The sequence below is a fragment of the Oscillibacter sp. genome (assembly GCF_031978065.1).
Taxonomy (GTDB): Bacteria; Bacillota; Clostridia; order Oscillospirales; family Oscillospiraceae; genus Oscillibacter.
Genome location: NZ_DALZCH010000008.1, coordinates 28901 through 54151, shown reverse-complemented (window position 1 = coordinate 54151; position 25251 = coordinate 28901). Strand labels below are relative to the sequence as shown.

The window sequence follows — 25251 nt, the reverse complement described above, 5'->3', positions numbered from 1 at the left end:
TCCTCCGCTTTCATCTCGCCGTACTCCACGCCGGAGGGCTTAATGACCATCAGGCCCCGGCTCCGGTCGATGCCGGAGACATTGCCCCATGTGAAGGTCACCAAATGGTGTTCCGGCAGGAGGAGGTTGGCCTCCAGCACCTGCTGTTTCAGTGCTTCCAGCATACTTTCAGCTCCTTACTTCAACTTCCAGGCCAGATCGCTGAGGAATAGGTCGTGTTCCAGCCGTTCCACCGTGGTGTCCTTCCCGATATGGACAAACTCAATGTCCATCATGGCGCACCAGTCCTTCATCTGCCCTGCGGTCACGTCGTAACTGAGCACCGTGTGGTGTGCGCCCCCGGCGGTAATCCAGCACTCCACGCCGGTGGTAAGTGACGGTTCGGCCTGCCACATAACCCGGGCAACCGGCAGATTGGGCATGGGCAGAATCGGCTTGACGCAGTGAATATCCTGACAAATCAGGCGCAGACGGCCCCCCATGTCCACAAGGCTGACCACGATGGCGTCCCCTGCCTTGCCCTCGAAAACCAGCCGGGCCGGGTCCTTCTCATTCATGCCGATGCCAAGATGGTGGGTTTCAATACGGGGCTTTTCCGCGGCACAGCAGGGACAGACCTCCAGCATATGCGCGCCCAGACTATATTCCTGCCCCTCCACCAGATGATAGGTATAATCCTCCATGAACAAAGACGCGCCGTTTCCGTTTTCGCCCATGGCCTTTAAAATGGCGGTCATAGCGGCCACCTTCCAGTCGCCCTCGCCGCCGTAGCCATAGCCTTGAGCCATCAAGTGCTGGGAGGCAAGACCCGGAAGTTGCTCCATGCCGTAAAGGTCCTGAAATGTGTTGGAAAAGGCCATGCAGCCCTCCGCATCCAGCATCTTTCGGATGGCGATTTCTTCCCGGGCCTGATAGCGCACGAGGTCCATGTCGTCGGTGGCCATGGTGTACCGGCTCTCATAAACGGCCATCTGCGCGTCGATCTCTTTGTCGGTGACGGCGTTCATCACCTGTACAAGATCGCCCACGGCCCAAGTATTCACCTGCCAGCCAAGCTTTGCCTGCACCTCCACCTTGTCACCCTCGGTGACAGCTACCTCCCGCATGTTGTCCCCAAAGCGCATCACCTTCAGCCCCTTGGAGACAGCAACGCCCACAGCGGACTTCATCCAGCTTCCCATCCGTTCCCGCACGGCTTCGTCCTGCCAGTGGCCCGCAATCACCTTGCGGGGCATACGCAGCCGGGCGGCAATGAAGCCGTGCTCCCGGTCGCCGTGGGCGGCCTGATTCAGGTTCATAAAGTCCATGTTGATCTCTTCATTGGGAATCTCCCGGTTATACTGGGTGGCAAAATGGCAATAAGGCTTTTGCAGATCCACAAAGCCGTTGATCCACATTTTAGAGGGGCTGAAGGTGTGGCACCAAGTGACGACACCGGCGCAGCGGTCGTCGTAATTGGCCTCCTTGACCACATCGGCAATCTCCCGGTTGGTCTTGGCGGTAAGCTTATAGACCAGAGGGTACGGTAGCACCCGGCTCAGCTCCGCCGCCATCTCAGCGGCGCGGGCATCCACGGTTTCCAAAACCTCGGGCCCGTACAGAGACTGGCTGCCCACCACAAACCAAAATTCATATTGTTTCATCGTATTATGTTCTCCTTTTACAAATGGCTCACCGCGGTGCGCTCTACTGCAAGGCCCACGCGAAACCGCTCAAGATAGCTGCGAAAGCCGATTATGTCCTTCTCGTCGGGCTTCTGAACGGAGCCGGGGATTCCCTCGAAGACATCCCGGGCCAAAAATTCCACCAGCGTTCGTCCCTGCCCGTTATGGAGATAGGCCGCCAGCAGCGCCATCCCGTAAGGTCCGCCCTCCCCAGCGGTTTCCATACAGGTGACGGGGGCGTTGCTGGCGGCAGCCAAATACCGCTGCCCTACCACCGGGGTCTTGAAAAGGCCTCCATGTCCCGTCAAGGTGTCGATCATCACGCCCTCAGATGCCAGAATGTCCATGCCGATTTTCAGGGTGGCCATGGTGGCGTAAAGCTGAGAGCGGAGAAAGTTAGCTAAGGTGAAGGTGCTGTCCGGACGGCGGACTACCAAGGGCCGCCCCGCATCCAGATGGGTGACGCCCTCTCCCGCCAGATAGTTGTAGGTCAGCACGCCGCCGCAGTCCGGGTCCCCCTCCAGACTTTTCTGATAGAGCTTTGTAAAAAGCTCTCCGGTGGAAACCGACGCGCCGAAAAGCTCCGCAGTCTCCCCCAGTATACCTGCCCACGCGTTCATATCGCCCGTGCAGTTGTTGCAATGGACCATGGCCACAGGCGCGCCCGCGGGGGTGGTGACCATATCGATTTCCGGATAAACCTTGGAAAGCGGCTTTTCCAGAACTACCATGGAAAAAATGGACGTACCGGCGGAAACATTGCCGGTGCGGGGGGCCACGGCGTTGGTGGCCGCCATGCCGGTTCCCGCGTCCCCCTCGGGGGGGGCAAAGGGAATCCCCGGAGAAAGCAATCCGTCCAGCAGGCGGGCGCCCTCTTCGGTTAGCTCACCGGCGAGCGTTCCGGCGGGCAGCACGCGAGGCAGCAGGTCCCGGATGCTCCAAGGCTGCTCCGCTGTGAGCTTCTCAAATTTTTGAAGCATCTCTTCGTTGTAATTGTGAACAGAGCTGTCAATGGGAAACATTCCGCTGGCCTCGCCAATGCCCACGGCGTTGACGCCGGTGAGCATAAAGTGGACATACCCGGCCAGCGTGGTGATATGGGCAATCCGCTCCACATGGGGCTCCCCGTTCAATACGGCCTGATACAGGTGGGCAATGCTCCAGCGCTGGGGAATGTTGAAGTCAAAAAGCGCCGTCAATTCCTCCGCCGCCTGCGCGGTCATGGTGTTCTGCCATGTGCGGAAGGGCGTGAGCAGCTTCCAGTTCTGGTCAAAAGCCAGATAGCCGTGCATCATGGCGGAAACACCCATGGCCTGCACCTGTCGGCGGTCCTGAATGCCGCCCAGCGCCGCCTTCAGCCCTGTCCAGACCTCTTCCAGAGGATATGTCCAGACGCCGTTTTCATAGCGACTTTTCCATGTGTAATCCCCAGAGAAAACGGGGACGCAGGCCGTGTTCACAGACACCGCCTTAATGCGGGTGGAACCCAGCTCGATGCCAAGAAATGTGTTCATACGCACAAGCTCCTTCCGCTTACTGCTTGCTCTTGTTTTTGCGCAGGAGAACCACGCTTTGAATCACCAGGAACAGGCAGATCATGGCCGCCACGGTAATGTTGGTCCACCACGCCTCGTCCAGCCCCAGAGAGGAGACGATATTCTTGATGGTGCTCAGAGACAGCACGCCGAAAAACGTGCCCGCAATGTTTCCCACGCCGCCGGTCAGCATGGTGCCGCCGATAATGGAGGAAGCAATGGCGTTCATTTCCGCGCCGCTGGCGTGGGAAGGCGAGCCGGAGCCAACATGGAGGAAGTACACAAAGCCGCCGATGCCCGCCAGCAGGCCGCAGAGCAGGTAGGCCATAAACTTGGTGCGCTTGACGTTGATGCCCAGCATGTTGGCGCTTTGGGTGTTGCCGCCCACAGCGTAAAAATTGCGGCCCAGTCTGGTCCAGCGCAGCAGGCAGAACAGCAGGATTGCCGTGACCACCGCCACCACCACGCCGATCTCCACATAAGCGGGCACGTAAGCGCCCAGCTTGTTGACAGAGCCCATGCCCGGCACATAGAGCCGGGTGGCCTTCAGCGCCCGAAACGCTTCATTTTCCACATTGAACTGGGTGGCGTTGACGATGGTGGTCATCCCTTTGGCGAAAAACATGCCCGCCAGAGTGACGATAAAGGGCTGAATCTCCAGATAGGCAATCAAAAAGCCCTGACCAACACCGAACGCCAGACCGATACCCAGCGCCAGCAGAAGCGACGTGAGCACGCTGCCGCCCTGATAGTCCAGATGGACGGCGCAGCTCATGCACACCAGCGCCGTCAGCGTACCCACGGAGATGTCGATTCCCCCGGTAATCATGACGATGCTCATGCCGCAGGAGAGAATAATGAGGCTGGCATTTTCATTGAGGATGTTGAAAAAGGTCTGGGGCTTCAAAAAGCCGGAGCCCAGAAACAAAATCGCGCAAATGTACATGGCGATGAATACGGAGACGGTGATCATTAGAAGCAGGTTCGTGTCGGAAATGCCTCCGCGGCTTTTCAGCCGGGGCGTTTTCCCCGCCGTCACAATGTTTGCGGTCGGCATATTAACCCACCTCCTTTGCCGGTTTGGCAGGCGAGAATTTCTTGGCGAGAATTCCCAGCCTCTCCCGGACCACAGGGGCGCTCAAAACCACCAGCAGGATGACCACCACGGCCTTATACGCCGGCAGCGCGCTGGACACCACGTTGAACTTGAACAGCGTGGTGGTAAGAAACTGAATGACATACGCGCCCAGAATGGACGCGGTCATGTTGAATTTGCCGCCGCTGAGGGCGCTGCCGCCCAAAGCCACCGCCAAAATCGCGTCCATCTCGATATCCTTGGCCACCACGGAGTAGTTGATGGTGGAAAAGCGGCTGACCTTGATAAAGCCCGCCACCGCCACGCAAAGCCCCATAATCACATAGGTGATAAACTTGATGAAGGCGGGGTCAATCCCGTTGAGCCGGGAGGAATGGGCGTTGATGCCCACTGACTGGGTATACAGCCCCAGATTCGTAAATTTCAATGCGGCTGCAATGATCAGCATACAGACAGCGGCGATAAAGACCGGCGTAGGGATTGGAATGCCGGGAATAAAGTTTCCAAAATAGCCGAAGGTCGCGTCGCTGATAATGGGAAGCTCGTTGTTGTTGATCCATGCGGCGATGGAGCGGCCCGCCGTAAACAAAATCAGCGTTGCCACCATGGGCTGAATTTTAAAATAGGCCACCAGCACGCCGTTGAACGCGCCGAAAAGCATGGAAACAAGGCAGCACACGAGAAAGGCCACGATAATGGGTGCGTGGAGCACCTCCGGCCGGGAGTCCGTCCCGCACAGCACCCGCAGCACCACGCTGCCGCCGATGGCAATGGCCGCACCCACGCTGATGTCCTGTCCGCCGGAGGCGGCCGTCACCAGCGTCATGCCGATGGCGAGGATTACCAGCTCGGAGGCATTGTCTAAAATCGTGATGAGATATCCCGACAGAACCGGATTCCCGGCGCTGTTGTGGTCCAATGAAATGGCGAAAAAGGACGGGTCGGCAATCAAATTGAATACCACCAGAATCAGCAGCGCCGCAATGGGGATAAAGATTTGATGCCGAGTCAGGCGGGAGAGCAGCGAGCCCGTTTTCACGCGCTGCGGCGGGGCCTGAACGGGTGTTTTTGTAGATGTTGTCATGGATTCTCACCTCCGGCGATGGTCGTCATGATCTTGTTCTGTGTCAGGTCATCCCCGGTCAGTTCGCCTACCACCTTGCGGTCACGCATCACGATCAGGCGGGAGCAGGTGCGCAGCATCTCGTCGATTTCCGAGGAGATGAAGGTGACGCTCTTGCCCTGCGCCGCCAGCTTCAGCACCAGCTTTTGAATTTCCAGCTTGGTGCCGATATCAATGCCCCGGGTGGGCTCGTCAAGAATCAAGAACACCGGATTGGTCAGCAGCCAGCGGGCCAAAATGACCTTTTGCTGATTCCCGCCAGAAAGGGACTTCACCGGCGTATCGGCGGAAGCCGTCTTAATGTCCAGCAGCTTGATGTACTCATCGGCAAATGCCTCCGCCTGCGCCCGGGTAAAGGGGTGGAAGAACCCCTTCATCACCTGAAGGGCCAGAATAATATTGTCCCGGACGGACAGATCGCCCACGACACCGTCCCGTTTGCGGTCCTCGGGCAGATAGCCGATACCGTGCTTCATGGCGTCCAAGGGCTTTGAAATCCGCACCTTTTTTCCGTTCATGGATAGCGTGCCGCCGGTCGCCCGGTCCGCGCCGAACAGCGCCCGGACGCACTCGCTGCGGCCAGAGCCCAAAAGGCCCGTAAACCCGTTGACCTCGCCCTTTTGAATGGAGAAATCGAAGGGGTTGATTCCCGCCGTGCTGGCAAGCTGAACAGCCTCCATCACACAGGCGCCGTCCGCGTCGTATGCGACCTGCGTCTCCGCTTTGCTCACGCCGTCCAGATCGTTCAGTTCCTTGCCCAGCATTTTGGAAACCAGCAGAACTCTGGGCAGATCCTCTATGACATATTCTCCGACCAACTGTCCGTCCCGCAGGACGGTAATCCGGTCGCAGACCTCGTATACCTGATCCAAAAAGTGGGTGACGAAGACAATTCCCACGCCCTTGGATTTCAAGTTTATCATCAGATTAAAGAGCTTGGTGACCTCCTGCTCGTCCAGAGAGGAGGTTGGTTCGTCCAGAATCAGCACCTTGCACTCCATATCCACCGCACGGGCGATGGCCACCATCTGCTGCACGGCAATGGAGCAACTTGCAAGCTGCTGCGTGGGACTTGCCGGGATGCCCAGTGTGTTTAAAATTTCCCCCGCGTCCCGGTTGATCTTTTTCCAGTTTGTCAGCGAACCCTTTGTCCGCCCGATGTACATGTTCTCCGCCACGGTCAGGTTGGGGCAGAGGGTAATTTCCTGATAGACCGTGCTGATGCCCATTTCCTGCGCGTCCTGCGGGGATTTAATGACGGCGGGGCCGTCGTACCCCCGAATGTAAATGGTCCCCTCGTCTTTCGGATACACACCCGTAAGGACCTTGATCAATGTGGATTTTCCCGCACCGTTTTCGCCCATCAGAGCATGGATTTCTCCCTCGCGCAGGGTAAAGTCCACATCCTGCAGGGCGCGTACGCCCGGAAAATTCTTGCAGATACCGCGCAGTTCCAATACGGCGCCCTCTTGCATAGCTTCTTCGCCTCCAGTCAAGGATGAGATACTTGAAAATAAAAGGGGCGCGCGGCGCGGATACAAGGATCAAGCATCCAAATATGCCGTACCGCGCGCCCGGGTTTATTTGAGATTTAACGCTGTCAGAGCTTAGATACCGTAGGTATCCACGTCGGCCTGCGTGATGGTGGAGGCGTCAAAGCCCTTCTCGTCCATGATGACAACCTTCTCGGCGGGGGCGTTGCCCTTCTCCATCTCATGGATAATGTCGTTGATGTAGGAAGCCTGGAACGGATTGCACTGTCCGTCATAGTTCCAGTTCCCGGCCAGCAGCTCTTCAAGAGCCCACTTGTTGCAGTCGAAGCCCATGACGATGACGTCACCGTTCACACCGTGAGAGATGTTGGCCTTGTCCAGCGCGGCCACGGCGCCCTTGGCCATGTCGTCATTCTCGGCATAGATGACGTTGAAGGACTTGCCGGAGTCGATGACGGACTGCACGATCTGCTGTGCGGTTTCCGCGTTCCACTCGGCGGTCTGCTGGGTAATCATGTTCCAGTTGTCGTTGGCGGCCACTATCGCGTCCAATGCGCCGGTGCGCCCGATCTGAGCAGCGGAGCCCATCACACCCTGGATATGGATGACGTTATATGTATCCAGCTTCTGGCCAGCCAGCCAATCCACGGCGGTCTGGCCTTCCTTGGCCATGTCGGAGACGATGGAAGCCACATACAGGCTCTCATCCGCGTCAATGGTACGGTCGAACAGGATGACCTGAATACCGGCGGTCTGCGCATCCTGCAGGACGGAATCCCAGCCGGAGGTGCCTGCCGCGGAGATCAGCAGATAATCCACCTCGTCCTGAATGAACTTCTGAGCGGCGGCAATCTGCTCGTCATTTTTCAGGCTGTACGCGAAGGAAGCCTCATAGCCGTTGGCCTCGGTAAAGGTGGCCTTCATATCCTTATCATTGGCGGTGCGGTAGCCGGATTCGTTGGGGTCGTTGTTGATGATACCGACTTTGATCAGGTCGCTGCCGCCCTCGGGGGCGGAGGAGGCGCTTCCGGCGGAACCGGCACTCCCGGCGGGAGCGCTGCCGTTGCCGCCACAGGCGGCCAGAGCGAGAACCATGCAGAGAGACAATGCAAGACTAAGCAACTTTTTCATGTTTCATCCTCACTTTCATTCATCACGTTTGGTGTGATACGAGAACCGTCATCCGGAAGTACTTCCTTCCTCCGTCAGGCTTTCTTGTCTGCATTAAACCTGATTCTAGTCATAAAGTCAATATGCGCTTGTACTATTTCACCATATTTGTATGCATAAACAAAACAAATTTCACAAAAATTAAAAAGCTACGTACAAGTTTAAAAAAAGCATTGCTTTTCTCGGGGTTTTTGTTTAATATTTTACGGTCTAACTATGTATTTGTTTAAAATTTTATGATTCCAGCCATGTCCTCACAAGCAGCAGAGGGTATACATACTTGCCCATTTCATGCCTGATGGCGGGAACTTCCTTTTGAAAAGTGGATTATTTTATGGTCTGCATGTCCAATTTCTTGTACAAAGATGGGATAAGTTTCAAAATTTGTTTTGGGCATATTGCGAAAATCCCAAAAAAATTAACTTAATTTTTTAGCTATATTATGGTAACTCTGGTATAATCAAACTATTGATCACAGAGACAGAGGTGGATACAATGGCGTCAAAGTACAGTATTTTAGCCGGCATCCTGCGAGAGGAGCTGCTCCGCGGGGGCATTTCAGGCGGCTACAAATTTCCCACGGAAGCAGAGCTGGCCCGGCGATATCGGATGAGCCGCCCGACCGTCCGGCACGCGATTCAGCTACTGGCGGAGGCGGGGCTGGTGGCGACCCGGCAGGGCAGCGGCATCTATGGCACCGGAAAACCGGTTGATATTGTCTTCCGTCAGGTTGCGGTGATTACATCTTTTCTGGACGACTACATTTTCCCGACGGTGCTCCATGATGCGCAGACCGTTTTTGCGCAGGAGGGTTATTCCACGCTGGTGTTCTCCACGGAGAATGAAGTCATGCGGGAACGGGAAATCCTATGCAAGCTGCTTTTAGAGCCGGTACGGGGAATTTTGGTGGAGGGCGCGAAAACAGCCTTGCCCAGCCCCAACATTGATTTGTATGAAAAGCTGCGTCAGGCGGACATCCCTATCGTCTTTCTTCACGGCGCCTATGCCGAATTGGCTGGCGTCCCCTGCGTCTCCGACGACAATTACGGCGGCGGCTATCAGTTGGCCCGTTATCTCATCGGAAAAGGGCATAAAAACATTGCCGGAATCTTTAAAAGCGACGATATTCAAGGTCCTCAGCGCTACCATGGCGTAGTCTGCGCCCTGCGTGACGCAGGCCTTCCCATCCGTGACGACAGCTTTCGCTGGTATGATACCCACGACCGGACAGTGCTGCTGGACCAACGCGATCCACAATTGCTCCGTCACCTTTTGGAGCCGCAAGCCTCTGCCTCCACGGCAGTCATCTGCTATAACGATGAAATCGCCCACCTGCTGGTGCAGGCGCTGCTCTCCATGAAGATCAGAGTTCCGCAGGATATGGCAGTGGTCAGCTTTGACAACAGCTATTACAGCCAGATCGGCTCCACGCCCATCACCTCCCTGTGCCACAGGAACAACAAGATGGGGCATGTCGCCGCCGAGCAGTTGATTCATATGTTTCAGGGCTTGGGCGGCTCCTCTCATGCGCTGGGTTGGGAACTGATAGAGCGCTCCAGCAGCTAAGCTCGACCAAATCTTGAATTTTGAAACCGCGATGGAAGTTTTCCGGCGAATATGGTATTCTGTTAAAAAAGGCGGCGGAGACCGTCTGGGGGGAGGGACCGTTTTGCTGCGCGTATTTTTGGTGGAGGACGAGAGCATCATCCGCGAGACTCTGCGGGACACGGTGCCTTGGGGGCAGTATGGATATACGTTTGCGGGGGAAGCCGGCGACGGCGAGCTTGCCCTGCCCATGATCCGCCAGACAAAGCCGGACGTGCTGATTACCGATATCCGGATGCCCTTTATGGACGGTCTGGCCCTAAGCAAGCTGGTGCTCAGCGAGCTGCCGAAAACAAAGGTCATCATTATCTCCGGCTATGACGACTTTGAGTATGCCCATCAGGCCATCGACATCGGCGTGGAGCAGTTTTTGCTCAAGCCCGTTACCAAAAGCAAGCTTTTGGAGGTACTGGAGCATATCCGCGAAAAGATTGAGAGCGAGTGGGTTCAGGGCGGCTACCTGACCCAGTTTCATGTGGAGGCACAGGAATACGAGCAGTACGCCCGCCGCCGCTTTTTTGAGCAAGTGGTGGCTGGGCAGCTCTCCATCCAGCAGATTTACGAGCAGGCCGACCGGCTGGATCTGGACCTGCGGGCCCAGTGCTATACCATTGCCTTTTTCTCAATCCTGCCGGAAAAGCCGGGGGAAGCAGAACAGTACTCAGAGCCGGGGACGCAGATTCGGGACGCGCTGCTGGAGCATTTTTTGAAATATCCGGAATATACCCTCCTGCGCTGGAATCTGACCACCTACGCCGTGCTGCTCAAGGGGGACACCTCCCGGATGCCGGACTATATACGGCGGTGCATCGGCACCGTTCAGGGCCTATATGAGTCAGGCCCTTCCGAAATGAGCTGGTATGTGGCGGTAGGAACCCCCACACAACGGCTCAGCACGCTGCCCGCCTGCTTTGAAGAGGTGTCCCGTCTGTGGGCGTACCGGCACATTGTACCGGAGCGGCACGTTCTGACGAAGGACACCGTGGACTTTTTTGTCGGTACCGGCGGCGACGGCAATTTGACGCGGCTGGACGCAGCCAAGGTCAATCCTTCTATTTTGCTGGGGGTAATGCGCAGCGCCGGTGTGGAGGAAATCCCCAATTTTGTGGACGAGTATCTGGGCGGCATAGCGGAGGCCCTTGAATCAAAGCCCTTTTGCCAGTACCTCATGCTGAGCGCCCGCTTCACCGCCGCAGAGTACGCCCAGACGCTGGGCTGCAACCAAGAGACGTTTTTAGACAGTCTCGGCTGTCTGGAACTGGTGGGCCGGAACGTCACAGCGGAGGAACTGAAAGAATACCTGCGCGAGGTTTTAATCGCCGCGGCGGACCTGCGGGACAAAACCTCCAACCGCCAGTACCAGGGTCTTTTGCAGCAGGCGGTCCGTTATCTGGACCAGCACTATATGGAAAACGAGCTTTCGCTGAACCGGGTGGCCCAGCAGGTCAATATCAGCCCCAACTATCTCTCCGCCGTATTCAGTCAGGAGATGGGCTGTACCCTGACGGAATACCTGACGGAAAAGCGGATGGAAAAGGCACGGGAGCTGCTGCGTTCCACCGCGAAGCGCTCCGGAGAAATCGCGTTTGAAGTGGGGTACAAGGACCCCCACTATTTCAGCTTCCTCTTCAAAAAAGCGCAGGGTTGCACCCCCCGGGACTATCGCGCCGGGAGGGGCAGGCCATGAAGCTGTTTGCCCGTGAGGACCAATCGCTTTCGGTCCAGAGCAACATGCGCCGACTTCTGGTGTCCTTCGCCATGCCCGCCATCGTGATACTGGCGGCTATCTTGGGGCTGCTCACAGCCTACAACCGGCACTACGAGGGTCTTTTGCACAACGTGACCACGGCTTCGGAGTTCAATCAGGATTTCAAGGAAACCATCGACCTCAAGATGTACTACTATGTCATTGAAAGCCAGTATTCCGAAGGTCTTCCCATCGGAGAGGTGGAGAACGCCCAGCTTCTGGCCCGAAGCCTTCTACGCACCACCACGCAGAAGGAAAGCCGTCTCGCAATTTCCAGCGTACTGGACCTGTGTGAAAATCTGGAGGAAAAGATTTTTCAGATTGAGACAATCCGAAGCTATGACGAGCGGCAGGCCCAACTTGAAAACAACATCTATGTACTCACCGCCCTAATTCAGGAATATATGTATACCTACCTCTATCATGAAGCAGTTTATCTGAATACCCTGCAAACGCAATTTTCTCACCAGATTTTCGTGGAGGTTGTGCTTGTGACGGTTCTCATCATCGCTCTGGTGCTGCTTTCCACTCGGCGAAGCTTCCGTCTGGGGCAATCCATCACGGGGCCGATTGTAAATCTGTGCGACCGGGTGGAGGCCATCAGCACGGGGGACTTAAACGCCCACACGCCGGTGCAGTCCGAAATGTACGAGATTCAGACCCTCAGCGTGGGCGTGGAGCAAATGGTAAGCCGTCTCAACGCCCAAATCCGGGAGAACACACAAAAGCAGGCCACGCTGCGGCGAACGGAGCTGGCGCTGCTTCAATCTCAGATTAACCCTCACTTTTTGTACAATACCATGGATACCATCATCTGGCTCATCGAAGCGGACAAGACGCAGGAGGCGGTGGAGATGGTTTCCAATCTCTCCGACTTTTTCCGCCATTCCCTGAGCAAGGGCCGGGACGTCATCTCCTTGCAGGAGGAGGGCCGCCATGTTTGCAGCTACCTCCAAATCCAACAGGTGCGCTATAAGGATATTCTGCATTACACCGTCAACATTGCCCCGGAGCTGGGGGAATTTCTGATTCCAAAGCTGACGCTGCAGCCGCTGGTGGAAAACGCCCTCTATCACGGGATCAAAATGAAGCGGGGGCTGGGCCACATCTATGTGGTGGGCCGGGCGGAGGACGGCGACGTGGTGCTTCAGGTGACGGATGACGGCGTGGGGATTCCGCCCCAGCGGCTGGAGGAACTGCGTCAGGCTATGGCCCGGGGAGAGCGGGTTGGATTCGGCCTCTCCACGGTGCACGAGCGCATCCGGCTGTTTTTCGGCCCGGGCTACGGGCTGACGCTTACCAGCCGTGAAGGAATCGGCACCACCGTGACAGTTCGGATTCCGAAACGCTTTTTGCAGGAGGAAAGCACGCCATGAAGATACGATGGATACTGCCCGCGTTGATTTCGGCGGTGATTTTGTCCGGCTGCGCCGGACAAACGCCTTCTCCCGCGCCTGAGGATGCTTTGATTGTCGTGGGCATTTCTCAGGTGGGGGCCGAATCCGACTGGCGGGTGGCCAACTCCGAATCCATGAAAGCGGTTTTCACCGAGAGCAGCGGCTATCGCCTTCTGTTTGAGGACGCCAAGCAAAAGCAGGAAAACCAGATCACCGCTATCCGCAAATTCATTCAGCAAAAGGTGGACTATATCGTGCTGTTGCCCCTGCGGGAAACCGGCTGGGATTCCGTGCTTCAGGAGGCCAAAGACGCCGGAATTCCCGTGATTGTGGCTGATCGGATGGTGGACGTGAAGGATGAAACGCTTTTTATCGCCCATGTGGGGTCCAATTTCCGCATGGAGGGGGAAAAAGCAGTCGCCTGGCTGGAGGACTACGCCCGCTCCGGAGGAAAGGAAACTTTGAATATCATTCATATTCAGGGAACAATGGGCTCCACCGCCCAGATTGGCCGCACGGCGGCGCTGGAGCAGGCCTTGGAAAGCCACGCTGACTGGACGCTGCAAGCCCGGCTGGACGGGGATTTCACGCAGGCAAAGACCTATGAACAAGTGAAACAATACCTGTCCGAACAAGAAGTTCCTCCGGAGATTGATGTGGTCTACTGTGAAAATGACAACGAGGCGTTCGGCGCCATTCAAGCGCTGGAAGAAGCTGGATATACTTGCGGCGAAGGCGGCATCGCCGTCATCTCGTTTGACGCCACCCGCAACTGCCTTACCCAGTGCCTGAACGGGAAAATCTCTCTGGCGGTTGAGTGCAATCCCCTGCTGGGCCCGCTGACAGCGGGCGTCATCCGGATTCTGGAGGCTGGCGGCACCCCCGAAAAAGAGCACTATATCGAAGAGCGTTCCTTTACTAAAGAAACGCTGACGGAGGAATTGATTGCCGCGCGGCTATACTGAGTTCAGCAGCTTTCTTTGGAGTCGATTCAAGCCGCCGAAGAACGCTTTAAAAAGCAGAAAGGACAGAGATTATATCTCTGTCCTTTCTGCTTTTCTCCGGATGTAATCAACGCCCGCTTCCGCAGGCTGCTCCTAGCTGCATAGAAATCCGCCGTCCACCTGAATGACGTTCCCCGAGAGATAATCTGAAGCGGCAGAGGCCAAAAAAACGGTTGTGCCCTTCATATCCTCTCCCCTGCCCCAGCGCCCTGCGGGAATGCGCCCGGTAATCCGCGCACCGGCCTCGCTGACCATGAGGTCATGGCTTAACTCCGTCTCCATATACCCCGGCGCGATGGCATTCACGTTGATTCCGTGGGGCATCCATTCGTTGGACAGCGCCTTCGTCAACTGAACAACTCCGCCCTTACTGGCAGAATAGGCCGCCACATTCTGCCCGCCAAAAAAGGAAGTCATGGAAGCGATGTTAATAATTTTACCTGACCCCTGGGCCAGCATTACCCGCCCCGCCAGTTGCGACAGATAGAACATGGCGGACAGATTGATTGCAAGCAGGCGCTCCCACTGCTCCGGAGGAAATTCCTCCGCGGGGCAGCGGAATTGGGTCCCGGCCCCATTGACCAGAATGTCCAGTGAGCCGCCCAGCAGCGCAATCGCCCTGTGAAAAGCGGACTCCCTTGACGTTTGGTCGGTCAGGTCGCCGTCCACGACGAAATAACCAGGCTCTTTCAAACCGGCGCGCAGAGCTTCCAGATTTTTGAGCGAACCGCCCAGCAGGACGACGCTTGCCCCGGCCTCCCGCAAGGCACGAGCCTGTGCAAAGCACAGGCCCGTTGTACGCGAAGCCCCGGTGACAATCGCCTTTTTCCCTGTTAAGTCAAACATCACCGCACCGTTCCTTACCCCAGCAGCCGTGGCAGCAGCAGTGTGATGGGTGGAATGTAGGTAATTGCGAGCAGTCCGATAATCATGGCGAGAATCAGCATCCACGACTCCTTCAAAAATCTGTCTATGCCTATTTTAATAATGGAGCAGGTCAAAAACATCAGCGTTCCAAACGGGGGCGTGATACCGCCCAGCGTGACGTTGACGCACATGACGATTCCGAAGAGAATCGGGTCCACGCCCAGCGCAACCATGGTAGGCACCAGCAGCGGCGTGAGAATAATCAGGGACGCGGTCCCCTCCAAAAACATTCCCACCACCAGCAAAAACAGGTTTACAAGCAACAGCATCACATATTTGTTGGTTGTGATGGACAGCAGAACCTCGGAGAGCTTGGTGGGAATCTGCTCCCAGCTCATGTAGTTTCCGAAGGAGGCCGCCGCGCTGATAATCAGCATCACGCCCGCCGTGCTGACAACACATTCCTTGATAATTTGGGGAAACATGCTGATCTTCAGCTCTTTATAGATAAAAACACCTACAAAAACGCAGTAGAACACGCAGATTGCCCCCGCCTCTGTGGCTGTAAATACACCCATCCGCAGGCCCATAATGATTCCCAGAGGAATCAGCAGTGCCCAAAACGCATCCCGAAGCGTGCGCAAAGCGTCCGCCAGCTTCACCTTTGTGGTTCTGGTTCCCAGATAGCCTTTCTTTTTAGAGACAAAATGCACCGTGACCATCAGGCAGATCATCAGGAAGACACCCGGACCGTACCCGGCCAGAAACATCTTCGCAACGGACACGTTGGCAAGGCTGGCATAGAGAATCAGGCAGATGCCCGGCGGGATAATGGGCGTGAGGATTGAGGATGCGGCCGTGACACCGGCAGAAAAGCCCTTGCTGTAGCCCCGTTTGGTCATTTCCGGAACCAGCATCTTAGACTGCATGGCCGCGTCGGCGTTTGCCGATCCGGAAACGCCGCCCATCAGCGCGCTAAGAACCACATTGGACTGCGCCAGACCGCCCACCATGCGTCCGGTGAGCATGTCGGCCACATTCATCAGGCGCGTGGCAATGCCCGAGTAATTCATAATAACACCTACGGAGACAAAAAACGGGACTGCCAGCAGGGTAAAAGATTCGCCCTGTGCCACCATCTTCTGAAAAATCATAAAGGGCGCCAGCGTTGTGTTGCAAAACATGAAATAGTAAAGCACGGACACCATCAGCGAATACGCGATGGGAATATTCAGACAAAAGAGGACCAACAAAATAATCAGCGGCATAAAGTTCATTCGGCGTCTTCCCCCTCATTCTCTGCGGCGGCGGTTTTGAATGCCTTGATATCTTCCGCCACACGCTTTGCCGTATAGTAAGTCATAAACGCAAAACTGATTGCAATGGGAATGTCGTAAACCGTGTAGGGGACATGAAGGCTCAGCGACACCTTGTTGGCCGCACTCATGGCAAATTTCCAACCCAGCACGCACATCATGGCGCAGATCATAACCTGCGCGATATCAATAATCAGCGTAGCCGTCTTATTGATTTTGGAAGGAAACAGATTGATTAAGATATCCACGCTGATCAGGCCGCCCCGCTCCTTGCAGCAGACTGCCGCCCCAATAAAAATTGTCCAGATAAAGCCGATTGCAGCAACTTCTTCGCTCCACACAAGAGAGCGGCCCGTAGTAAATCGCAGGATTACATTGAAAAAAACCACTGAGATCATGATGACAAACACGGCTCCGGAAACCGTCTCCAAGATATGATCGCCGATCCACCTAAATAATTTCATAGCACCCAACTCCTTTTTTGCCTGCCGGCAGGCCGCTTGCAAATCGGCCTGCCGGCGGACATTCCCGCCCGGTCCAAATTTATGTAATGAGAAGCTTTCCGTGTTTTTCTGTTTCTTTGCCGGCGGCGCGCCCTACGCCGCCCGGTTCTTTCTGTCTTCTTATTGCAGGATGGCGGATACGGTGTCGTACAGACCGTCGGACCAGCCGCTGATATTCCCGTAGACGGACTTTGTGGCGTCCACAAACGCGTCGTGGTCCGCTTCATAGAACTTAACGCCCTCGTCCTCCAGCATGTTCTGGAACCCCGCCTCGTCCACTGTCACTCTGTCAATGGTGACCTGTGCCGCATTGTTAATTTCCTCCTGAAGAATGGCCTGATACTCCGCAGGCATGGAGTTGAAGTAATCGGCGGACATATTCACGCTCCAGATGGCCATGATGTGCTTGTCCAGCGTAATATTCTTGCAGACCTCATAGATTTTGGAACTGTAAAGCGTGGAAAGAGGGGCTTCGCAGCCGTTGCACACGCCCTGCTGCAATGCGCTGTACACCTCGTTCCAAGGCATCTGGGTGACGGTAGCGCCCATGGCCTCCAGCATCCCCACACGGGTGGGAGAAGAGGCGGAGCGAATCTTCATCCCCTTCAAATCCGAAGGCAATGAAACGCCCTTGTCACCGGTATAAATCAGGTTTCTGGAGCCAAAATACCAGCTCATTCCAAGATTTTTGATTCCCTGGCTCTCCAAGTTGCCACGCATATCTTGCATCCAGTCGGACTGGTCTACCAGCTTAAACTCACTGGGGGCAGCAAAGAGGAAGGGGCCGTCCAGAATGCCGAGGTCGGGCACGTATGCCGCCAGAAAGTCAGGGGTGCCAAAGGAAATGATGTTGGCGCCCTGCGCACAAAGTTCCAGCGCGTCCGTGTCCGTGGCCAACTGACCGTCGGGAAAGTTTTCAAAAACAATGCCGCCGTTGGTCCGTTCCGTAACCGTTTTGGCCATAGCCTGCGCGCACTGGGCCACGGTTTCGTTTCCAGAAATGGTATAGGACATCTTCAGTGTGTAAACCTTTCCGTCTCCATCGGCGGGCGCGGAGCCGGAGGACGCATTGGGGGTGGATGTAGCGCCGTTGTTCCCGCATGCGGCGAGAGAGAAAGTCATTGCCAGAGAAAGCAGTAATGTCAAAAATCTTTTCATAATCCATTCCCTTTCATTTATAGGTTTTCTTGCTGCGTGAAGCTTTCGCCGGTTATAGGTTCCTTGCTCTGGGGGACGGGGCGGGACGGGAGGGAACGACTGAAGCGTAAATCCGCGGCAGCAGGCTTACTTGGAAAGGGGCGTGCGCCGCTCGTTCAATGTCAGATGGTCGCAGATCAAAACCACCTCTCCGTGCTGGTTGATTACGTCCATATGCTCAACGACGATCCCCATGTCCGGGCGTTTGGGATGGTCGCGCTTCTCTGTGATGGTCACCACCACATGGATGGTGTCTCCGATGAATACGGGTTTTACAAAGCGCAGGCGGTCATACCCGTAAGAAAAGCCCACGGTGTTGATGGTGGCGGCCTTCATGCCTACTGCCATACTGAAGGTCAGCGCTCCGTGGGCAATGCGCTGGCGGAACTCACTCTTTTTCGCAAATTCCACGTCCATGTGGTGGGGAAATACGTCGCCAAGGTCCGCGTGGAGCACAATGTCCGTCTCCGTCATGGTTCTGCTATAAGTAGTGTGCGTGTCTCCGACATTAAAATCCTCAAAATAGATTGCCATGGTGTCCATAAATATCTCTCCTTTTTCTGATAAACTAATCAATTTGCCACGCCGTACTTTTGGTTCTGCGCGCCAATGGCGGGCGCGGACTTTTCATTCAGCAGCCTTTCGCCGTCTATGCGGATAGGGCAGCGGGTGGTGGCAAAGGAATTGCCGTCCTCCCGTTCCACTGTCTGAAGCATTTCAAGGCTTTGAAAGCCCTCTGTTTCCAGCAGCTCCTCCCAGTTATAAACCCGGGCACACCAGATGTCGGCAGGTTCCAGAATTTGCAGCCAGCGGTCCACCGTGCCGGTTTCCAGATGGTTCCGCAGAAAGCTTTTAATCTCGTCCATTTTATCGAACCAGTCCGATTTTTGGGTGTACCGGGTCAGCGGCTCACAGCCCAGCAATCTTCCCAGTTCCGGCACCGGGGTCATGGCCAGAGCCAGATATCCTCCCTGCGCCGCGTAAATTCCATAGGGCGCTCCATGGCAGGGATTCACGCCGTTCACCTCGCTGCGGGGCGAGAGCTTTCGTCCGCTGTTCAGGTATGCTCCGAAGTTTTCAAATTCAATGTCCAGCATCGCCTCGGCGAGGCTTGTTTCAATTTTGCAGCCCTCCCCTGTACGCCCCCGGCGATAAAGGCCCGCCAGAATACCCTGCGCCATATACATTCCGCTGAATTCATCCGCCACCGAAATGCCGAAGGGAATCGGGTCCGGGCCGCTGCCGCTCAGATAACAGGCCCCCGTGGCGCACTGCACCAGCAGGTCCTGCCCCGGGCGGTCCTTCCACGGATTGTCCCGTCCATAGCCCGTGATTTCTCCATACACAATAGAGGGGTTGATTTTTTTCACCGATTCATAGTCAAGGCCCAGCCGGTCCGTCACATCAGCCCGAAAATTGATGAGCATTGCGTCCGCCGACTGTATCAAAGGAATCAGCTTCTCCCGCTGCTCCTGATCTTTCAGGTCCAGACTCACGCTCTCCTTATTTCGGTTTGCAAAATAATAGCTCGCGTTATCGCCGTTAAATTTCAATGCGGGGCCGTAGTTGGTTCTGTACGAATCCCCGGTGCCCGGGCGTTCCACCTTGATGACGGTGGCGCCCATATCTGCCAGTCTCAGGCTTGCAAACGGACCCGCTAGAAACTGGCTGAAATCCAAAATCGTAAATCCTTCCAGTGGTTTCATGCCTTTCAATCCCCTCCTCACAGACCAAACTCGTGCTTGAGCTTCTCGGTATCCGCCCCCAGCCGGGGCGCGAAGGTCCCCTTTCCCGCGCGTTCTCCGTTCACACGGATGGGACACTTAGTGGTCCAGATAGAGTCCTTCAGCTCAGGGCGGCGAATGTCGATCAGCGTGTCCAGTGCCGTAAAAAATTCCGAGTCCACCATCCGATCCCAGTCGTAAATCTCCCCGCACCAGAAATCTCCTTTTTGCAGCACATCCAGCCAGTGCGCCGTGGTATCCGTTGCAAGCCGCCGGGCAATGATGTCCTTCAACTTGTCCCGCTTTTCCATGGGGTCGTCGTCTCCCATCAGCTCCGGCTCGTCCAGCAGCGCGCCGAGGGCCTTTACGGAGCCCATGGAAACCGCAATAAAGCTGTCTTTTGTTTTGTAGATTCCGTAAGGCGCGCCAAGGTCCACGTTGGCATTCCCCAGATTGCTGCGCTGGGGAAGCCGCCCATCTCTGTTCAGGTAATTAGAAAAGTTTTCAAACTGAAGGTCCATCATGGACTCCAGAAGGGAAACCTCGACCTTTCCGCCTGTTCCGGTTTTCCCGCGCCGCACCAAGCAGGCCAGCAGGCCCTGTACCAGATGGGTGCCCGTAATGGAGTCCGCCAGAGAAAGTCCCAGCGCGATAGGCGGGTCATCCCGGTCCCCCGTTAAGTACGCCGCGCCGGATATCACCTGCGCCAGCAGGTCCTGTCCGGGCTTTTTCACCCAAAGGCCCTCCGTCCCATACCCAGTCACCGTGCCGTAGACGATTCCGGGATTCGTCTTCTGCACTGTTTCGTAATCCAGTCCCATCCGTTCCATAATGCCGGGCCTGAAATTGGAGATCATTACATCCGCCCGGTCAATCAGACGGCGGACGGACTTTATATCCTCCGGATTTTTCAAATCCGCGGCGTAGCTCTCCTTGCCCCGGTTGATAATCTGGAAATTGACCGAATCCCCGTCGGATGTCAGATTATTCAGCGTGAGCTGGCGTCCGCTGTCGCCCACTCCGGGCCGCTCCACCTTGATCACCCTCGCGCCTAAGTCTCCCAGCCGCATGGCCGCCGACGGGCCGGATAAAAACTGGCAAAAATCAAGTACAATGACTCCCTCTAGCAGCTTCATCATGTTCCTCTCCGGGACTTCAAATACAGCGCATTGAGCTTTTCCAAAGCGCCCTTAACATCGGTCCCCGTTTTCATATATTCCTGCACAATGAATCCGCCTTGATTCTGCAAATCCATGTATCCGTTGTATCTCGGCCGAATGGAGCAATGCTCCAGCGTGTCCGCGGTATCTTTAAAGAATCCGTTGGACCGCTCGTTCACCCATCGGTCTTCCCATGCGGTTTTATAACCGGGCTGTCCGCCCGCGTCAAAAAAGAGCGTCCTTTGAATCCCCTCTGAAGCCACGTATTGGCAGAAGTCCGCAATCTCTTTCCGGTTTTTCGCATTGGCGGAAACCGCCAGACCCGTTCCTCCCAAGGTGGTTTTCAGCATCGTGCCGTGATAGGACACTACGTTTGCCGCCTTTAGCACCCTTTCGCCATAGCCCGGACGGAAATAATTCACATAGCCGAAAAGGAAAGGACTATATAGGTAAGGGCTGTCCGCCCTGCTCAACTCCTCGTAAACCTGAATCGGATTCATCTCAAAAAGAACCGGGTCGCACAGTGCCGCCAGTTCCCGTTGGCGCTCCAGCGCTTCCGCTCCAACGGCATAAGGAACCAGTTCCTCTTCCCCGTACAAGGCTTCATCCCCGCCGGCTATCGTCGCGCACAGGGAGAAGAAATCCAGAATCGTATACACCGGGCCGCCCGCAAAGATGACGCCCCGCCCCTTGGCAAGGGAGAGCACATCCTCCCAAGTCTCCGGCACTCCGCCTCCCGCTTTTTCCAGAAGGTCCTGCCGATAAACCGCCACCGGAGCCGCCCCGTCAATCGCCAGCGCAATTTGCTGCCCCTGCATGGTATAGCTGCGATAGGAAGGGCCAATGCTGTTCCTCTTTTGATCCTCCAAAAAGTCCGGAGGAAGCAACTCATTCAGCGGAATAAGTATTTGGGACGCCACCGCCCGCCCCGTCCACGGATGATCCAGCACCAGCATATCGTACCGCTGGGCCAGCTCCTCAATTGACTGGCTTTCAAAGTTGGCCAGCGACCGCTTTTCCCATGTAATCCGAATCTCGGGATGAAGCTCCTCATAGCGCTGTGAAACTGCAACCATTGGGGGGTAGCCCCGACTGTGGGACCACGTTATCCCCGTCAAATGAATAGGCACTGTTGTTTCCTCCATACCAAAAATAGTTGGTCTTTGTTATTCTGGTAGTACCACGTTCCAAAAATAATGTATCATTTGATTGATTACATGTCAATATATTAAATAATATTTGTGCGCATCGACAAAACTCTTCCTATTTTTTAAACAAATTATCAATTTTCTCCCTTTGGAACCATTTGACAAAAATATGCAGTATGGTATACTGATTGGGAAAATCAGGTCAGAAATATAGGGGTAATCGTATGAGCGTGCAGTTTGAATCCTTAAATAAGGTTACTTTAACCGAACAGGTCATGCAGCAGCTTGCGGCTAAAATTATCAGCGGAGAGCTGAAGCCCGGCGAGAAGCTTCCGCCGGAGAGAGAGCTCTCTCAAATGCTGGAGGTTTCACGAAGCCGCATCCGGGAAGCGCTGCGGGCGCTGTCCCTTATCGGCTTTGTGACCATCAAGCCGGGCGGCGGCACCTTTGTGGGCAATCAGATTGACGAAATGCCGGAAGAGACGATTGTCTGGCTCTTCCGCCAGAAGGTCAGCAATTACCACGAGGTCTACGAGGCCCGCCGTCTGATTGAAACCGCCGTATATCTTTCGTGCTTTGATCGGAAAACGGATGATATCGTCATCAATATCCGCAAGCGGGTGACTATGCTGGCGCAGGCCTATGCGGACGACTGCACACCGGAGAAGTTTAACGCTCTTCTGGAAGGGCTGGACATTTATGTGGCCCAAAACTGCGGAAACGACGTGTTTTACAAGCTGATGCAAACCATTATCCTGCTGCGCCGGGAGGCAGCCCTAAAAATTCTGGAATCCCCCTATGAGCGTAAGAGCTCCGTTGAAAAACGGAGTCTGGTGGCTCTGGAATTTGAGCGGGGCGACTATAAGTCTGTAGGCAAAGCGATTAACGCCTTTTTTGACGCCTCTGTGAAGGATTTTACGTTCAGCTCATAATCACCGCCCTTCATTCACCCACAGCGGGGGTGGCTTGACTCGCCCGCTGTCAGCGGGCGTTATCCGGATGCTGGAGGCTGGTGGCACCCTACAAAAAGCGGCAGTTCCCCCTGAGACTTCTCAAGGGGAACTGCCGTTGCTTTATTGATACAAAATAAGTGCAGTCATAATTCCACGCCGCACCAACGCCCGTGGGATTTCGTCTTCCAACAGGCATCTTTGCCCATTTTTTGTCACTTCAATAAGCCGCCCTCGCCGCCCATTAAGGCCACCATCTCCTCTATGCGTTCCAGCGGAAACGGCGGCTCACACAGAGGCTTCATGGCCATGCTCATAAGCTTCATTGGATTATCATCCGCCGCAACACGGTTAGAAGAAAGAGCCCCGCAAACGCGGCATCGGTGAATCACCGCCCATTCGCCGCCCTTGCGCACCCAGACAGCCACAGGCTCCATCACTCCGCCGCAGTCGGCTTCCCGATCCCCCGGCTCAATGTCCACATGCTGACTGGATAGGCAGTTCGGGCAGTGATTCCGGTGATTGCTCCCGGCACCCAGCGGAAAAACCTGCTTTCCGCAGACCTTGCAGGTAAATACATCGTTGCAGGCATGCGTTTTAAAATAACCTTTTTCATATTGTCTGCGCTTGTTTTCACGGTTCATAAAGTATATCCTCCAAAAAGTGAATTGTCTTCCTTTTGGGAGGAATGCGGGATTATCTGTCGCAAACCTCCCGGTTTGCAACAATCTCCATATTACTCATCTTTTTCAAAAAGTTGTTCCTTCCAGCATTTCTTAGTTCGGTACCATTACCGTATGGTAATGATGGCACAGAAAAACCCAGAGGAAAAGAAAATCTTTTTGTCGGATTTTGTCCGACATATCCTCTTCATCTCTCAGTATGCGATCTCTTTTTGCAGGAAAGTCCCCCGGTCCAGATCGTCAAACGCCTTCTGCAATTCGGCCTTCGTGTTCATAACAATCGGGCCGCCCCAAGCGACAGCCTCATCCAGCCACACGGAGCTGATAAAGAGGACCTGCGCGTTTTCTGTGCCCGCCTTAATTTCCACATGGCTCCCCGTTGTAAGTTTTACCGCGGTTTTTTCCTGAATCAGTTCTCCCCCCACAGTCGCGCTGCCCAGCAGCGTGAAAACCATGACGGAACGCGTATCTTCCGTATTGATCACGACGGAAGCCCCGGCATTCAAATGAATATCGTAATAGTCCAGCGGCAGATAGTTGCCTGCATAGCCCTTTTTGCCTTCATATTCCCCGGCGAGCAGCCTTAGCTTTCCGTTTTCCAGTGGAATCTCTTCAATTTCGGCGTTTTTGATACTGTGATAGGCCGGAGGCACCATCTTGTCCTTCGCCGGGAGATTCAGCCAGAGCTGCACACCCAGCAGCCTTTCGGACGCGGGCAGCTTTTCCTCGTGCAGAATTCCCGAGCCCGCCGTCATCCACTGAACCTCTCCGTCCCCAATGGTATCCGAGTTCCCAAGACTGTCCCTATGGGTCATTTGCCCGCGATAGACGTAGCTGATGGTTTCAATTCCTCTGTGGGGATGCATGGGGAAACCGGCGGTGTACTCATCCGGGTTTATACTGTCAAAGGAGTCAAGCATCAAAATCGGGTCGTATTCCTCAACAGTCCCATGTCCCAAGACGCGAACGAGACTCACTCCGGCTCCGTCCTGAGTTCGGAATCCCTGCACCTTCTGCTGAACTTTTCTTTCCATATACTTTTCCTCCTGCGTAAATAAATCGACTTCTCTGCCTTTGTGTTCTTTTTCTTTAGGGATAGTAAATACGTCCCCAATTCTGTGCGTTTGATGGCATTTCGGTCATATCTTAATAATACCACACATTTTTTCACAAAAAAAGACTTAACCCGCGTTCATTGAAAATCTTCATTATGTTGGCCTCCTGTTCATCTTATGGGCACCATTGGATACTCTTCAGGCTGAACCTGAGTGAGCACGGCCTCCGAAATGGTGGGTGCCGCATCACGTCCGAAGCCCGCGCAGCAGCCTTTTTTGCCCGTCAAGGGCGACTTCCACTTACTCATCCCCTATTATTTCTCTGCAATATCCAAAACATTGTATTGACTTATTGCTCATATAGGCGTATGCTAATTATGTCGCCAAACAGGGCGAACTAATTTAAAAGAGGTATCTCATGTTTCAAGACAAAACCATCGCTTGCAAGGACTGCGGCCAGGAATTTACTTTTACCGCCAGAGAGCAGGAGTTCTTTGCGGAGAAGGGTTTCACCAATGAACCCCAGCGCTGCAAATCATGCCGTGACGCCCGCAAGGGGAACGTCCGGGGAGGCAATGCTCGCCAGATGTTCGACGCTGTTTGCTCCGAGTGCGGAAAGCCCTGCAAAGTTCCCTTTGAGCCCCGGGGAGATCGCCCCATCTATTGCAGCGATTGTTTCCGTAGATAACCCTTGCACCCAGGCGCCTCTTCGGAGGCGCCTTTTTTTATTTCCATTGCCCTCATTCACTTATTGGACATTTCATAAAATTATTTTTTAAGTGGGCTCTTTACAATTGTTTGCGGTTGATTTTAC

23 protein-coding genes are annotated in these 25251 nt (G+C 55.1%); 6 read left to right on the top strand and 17 right to left on the bottom strand.

The window, feature by feature from the left end:
* The 7 genes from RTK01_RS02415 to RTK01_RS02385 form a co-directional block, all read right to left on the bottom strand.
* On the bottom strand, positions 1-164 hold a 164-nt coding region (locus RTK01_RS02415), incomplete at its 3' end, for a class II aldolase/adducin family protein (protein ID WP_312279447.1).
* A 12-nt stretch (positions 165-176) separates the two neighbouring features.
* Positions 177-1643 (bottom strand): L-arabinose isomerase, encoded by a 1467-nt coding sequence (gene araA / locus RTK01_RS02410; protein WP_312279443.1) that lies wholly within the window; start codon positions 1641-1643, stop codon positions 177-179.
* Between the two features lie 17 nt (positions 1644-1660).
* Entirely contained in the window at positions 1661-3178 is a 1518-nt protein-coding gene (locus RTK01_RS02405; protein ID WP_312279442.1) for an FGGY-family carbohydrate kinase, read from the bottom strand.
* A gap of 19 nt (positions 3179-3197) precedes the next feature.
* Complete coding sequence (locus RTK01_RS02400; RefSeq protein ID WP_312279441.1) at positions 3198-4256, bottom strand: ABC transporter permease subunit; 1059 nt, start codon at positions 4254-4256, stop codon at positions 3198-3200.
* Between the two features lies 1 nt (position 4257).
* Entirely contained in the window at positions 4258-5379 is a 1122-nt protein-coding gene (locus RTK01_RS02395) for an ABC transporter permease (protein ID WP_312279440.1), read from the bottom strand.
* The gene (locus RTK01_RS02390) at positions 5376-6893 is read right to left on the bottom strand and encodes a sugar ABC transporter ATP-binding protein (protein WP_312279439.1); all 1518 of its coding nucleotides are present in this window, start codon (positions 6891-6893) and stop codon (positions 5376-5378) included. The genes RTK01_RS02395 and RTK01_RS02390 overlap by 4 nt, the downstream gene beginning before the upstream one ends.
* A 132-nt stretch (positions 6894-7025) precedes the next feature.
* Positions 7026-8042: an ABC transporter substrate-binding protein gene (locus RTK01_RS02385; protein ID WP_312279438.1), complete on the bottom strand. Its 1017-nt coding sequence runs from the start codon at positions 8040-8042 to the stop codon at positions 7026-7028.
* Positions 8043-8576: 534 nt separating this feature from the next.
* Here RTK01_RS02385 and RTK01_RS02380 point away from each other — a divergent pair.
* The 4 genes from RTK01_RS02380 to RTK01_RS02365 all read left to right on the top strand — a co-directional run bounded on the left by RTK01_RS02380 (position 8577) and on the right by RTK01_RS02365 (position 13795).
* The gene (locus tag RTK01_RS02380) at positions 8577-9647 is read left to right on the top strand and encodes a GntR family transcriptional regulator (RefSeq protein WP_312279437.1); all 1071 of its coding nucleotides are present in this window, start codon (positions 8577-8579) and stop codon (positions 9645-9647) included.
* A gap of 103 nt (positions 9648-9750) precedes the next feature.
* Positions 9751-11373 (top strand): response regulator, encoded by a 1623-nt coding sequence (locus tag RTK01_RS02375; RefSeq protein ID WP_312279436.1) that lies wholly within the window; start codon positions 9751-9753, stop codon positions 11371-11373.
* Positions 11370-12809: a sensor histidine kinase gene (locus RTK01_RS02370; RefSeq protein WP_312279435.1), complete on the top strand. Its 1440-nt coding sequence runs from the start codon at positions 11370-11372 to the stop codon at positions 12807-12809. Before RTK01_RS02375 ends, RTK01_RS02370 begins: the two co-directional genes overlap by 4 nt.
* A complete protein-coding gene (locus RTK01_RS02365; protein ID WP_312279434.1) occupies positions 12806-13795 on the top strand; it encodes an ABC transporter substrate-binding protein in 990 nt (329 codons plus the stop codon). Before RTK01_RS02370 ends, RTK01_RS02365 begins: the two co-directional genes overlap by 4 nt.
* A gap of 132 nt (positions 13796-13927) precedes the next feature.
* On the opposite strand, the gene RTK01_RS02360 is transcribed toward RTK01_RS02365, so the two are convergent.
* The 8 genes from RTK01_RS02360 to RTK01_RS02325 all read right to left on the bottom strand — a co-directional run bounded on the left by RTK01_RS02360 (position 13928) and on the right by RTK01_RS02325 (position 21677).
* Positions 13928-14680, bottom strand: coding sequence for an SDR family oxidoreductase (locus tag RTK01_RS02360; RefSeq protein ID WP_312279433.1), 753 nt, complete (start codon positions 14678-14680; stop codon positions 13928-13930).
* Between the two features lie 14 nt (positions 14681-14694).
* The gene (locus RTK01_RS02355; protein WP_312279432.1) at positions 14695-15978 is read right to left on the bottom strand and encodes a TRAP transporter large permease; all 1284 of its coding nucleotides are present in this window, start codon (positions 15976-15978) and stop codon (positions 14695-14697) included.
* Positions 15975-16481, bottom strand: coding sequence for a TRAP transporter small permease (locus RTK01_RS02350; protein ID WP_312279431.1), 507 nt, complete (start codon positions 16479-16481; stop codon positions 15975-15977). Before RTK01_RS02350 ends, RTK01_RS02355 begins: the two co-directional genes overlap by 4 nt.
* Positions 16482-16640: 159 nt before the next feature.
* Positions 16641-17678, bottom strand: coding sequence for a C4-dicarboxylate TRAP transporter substrate-binding protein (locus RTK01_RS02345; protein WP_312279430.1), 1038 nt, complete (start codon positions 17676-17678; stop codon positions 16641-16643).
* A 126-nt stretch (positions 17679-17804) separates the two neighbouring features.
* Positions 17805-18260, bottom strand: a complete 456-nt coding sequence (locus tag RTK01_RS02340) for a MaoC/PaaZ C-terminal domain-containing protein (RefSeq protein WP_312279429.1) — start codon at positions 18258-18260, stop codon at positions 17805-17807.
* Positions 18261-18289: 29 nt separating this feature from the next.
* Positions 18290-19423 carry a CaiB/BaiF CoA-transferase family protein gene (locus RTK01_RS02335; RefSeq protein WP_312279428.1) on the bottom strand — a complete coding sequence of 378 codons (1134 nt, stop codon included), beginning with the start codon at positions 19421-19423 and terminating at the stop codon, positions 18290-18292.
* Between the two features lie 17 nt (positions 19424-19440).
* Positions 19441-20580 (bottom strand): CaiB/BaiF CoA-transferase family protein, encoded by a 1140-nt coding sequence (locus RTK01_RS02330; protein WP_312279427.1) that lies wholly within the window; start codon positions 20578-20580, stop codon positions 19441-19443.
* Positions 20577-21677 carry an extracellular solute-binding protein gene (locus RTK01_RS02325; RefSeq protein ID WP_312279426.1) on the bottom strand — a complete coding sequence of 367 codons (1101 nt, stop codon included), beginning with the start codon at positions 21675-21677 and terminating at the stop codon, positions 20577-20579. The genes RTK01_RS02330 and RTK01_RS02325 overlap by 4 nt, the downstream gene beginning before the upstream one ends.
* A 296-nt stretch (positions 21678-21973) precedes the next feature.
* Between RTK01_RS02325 and RTK01_RS02320 the strand changes: the two genes are divergently transcribed.
* The gene (locus RTK01_RS02320) at positions 21974-22681 is read left to right on the top strand and encodes a GntR family transcriptional regulator (protein WP_312279425.1); all 708 of its coding nucleotides are present in this window, start codon (positions 21974-21976) and stop codon (positions 22679-22681) included.
* Positions 22682-22914: 233 nt separating this feature from the next.
* Here RTK01_RS02320 and RTK01_RS02315 read toward each other — a convergent pair whose 3' ends face one another.
* Positions 22915-23343: an RNHCP domain-containing protein gene (locus tag RTK01_RS02315; protein WP_312279424.1), complete on the bottom strand. Its 429-nt coding sequence runs from the start codon at positions 23341-23343 to the stop codon at positions 22915-22917.
* A gap of 233 nt (positions 23344-23576) precedes the next feature.
* The gene (locus RTK01_RS02310) at positions 23577-24416 is read right to left on the bottom strand and encodes a pirin family protein (protein WP_312279423.1); all 840 of its coding nucleotides are present in this window, start codon (positions 24414-24416) and stop codon (positions 23577-23579) included.
* A gap of 439 nt (positions 24417-24855) precedes the next feature.
* Here RTK01_RS02310 and RTK01_RS02305 point away from each other — a divergent pair, with 439 nt between their 5' ends.
* A complete protein-coding gene (locus tag RTK01_RS02305) occupies positions 24856-25125 on the top strand; it encodes a zinc-ribbon domain containing protein (RefSeq protein ID WP_312279422.1) in 270 nt (89 codons plus the stop codon).
* The last annotated feature ends 126 nt before the right edge of the window (positions 25126-25251 follow it).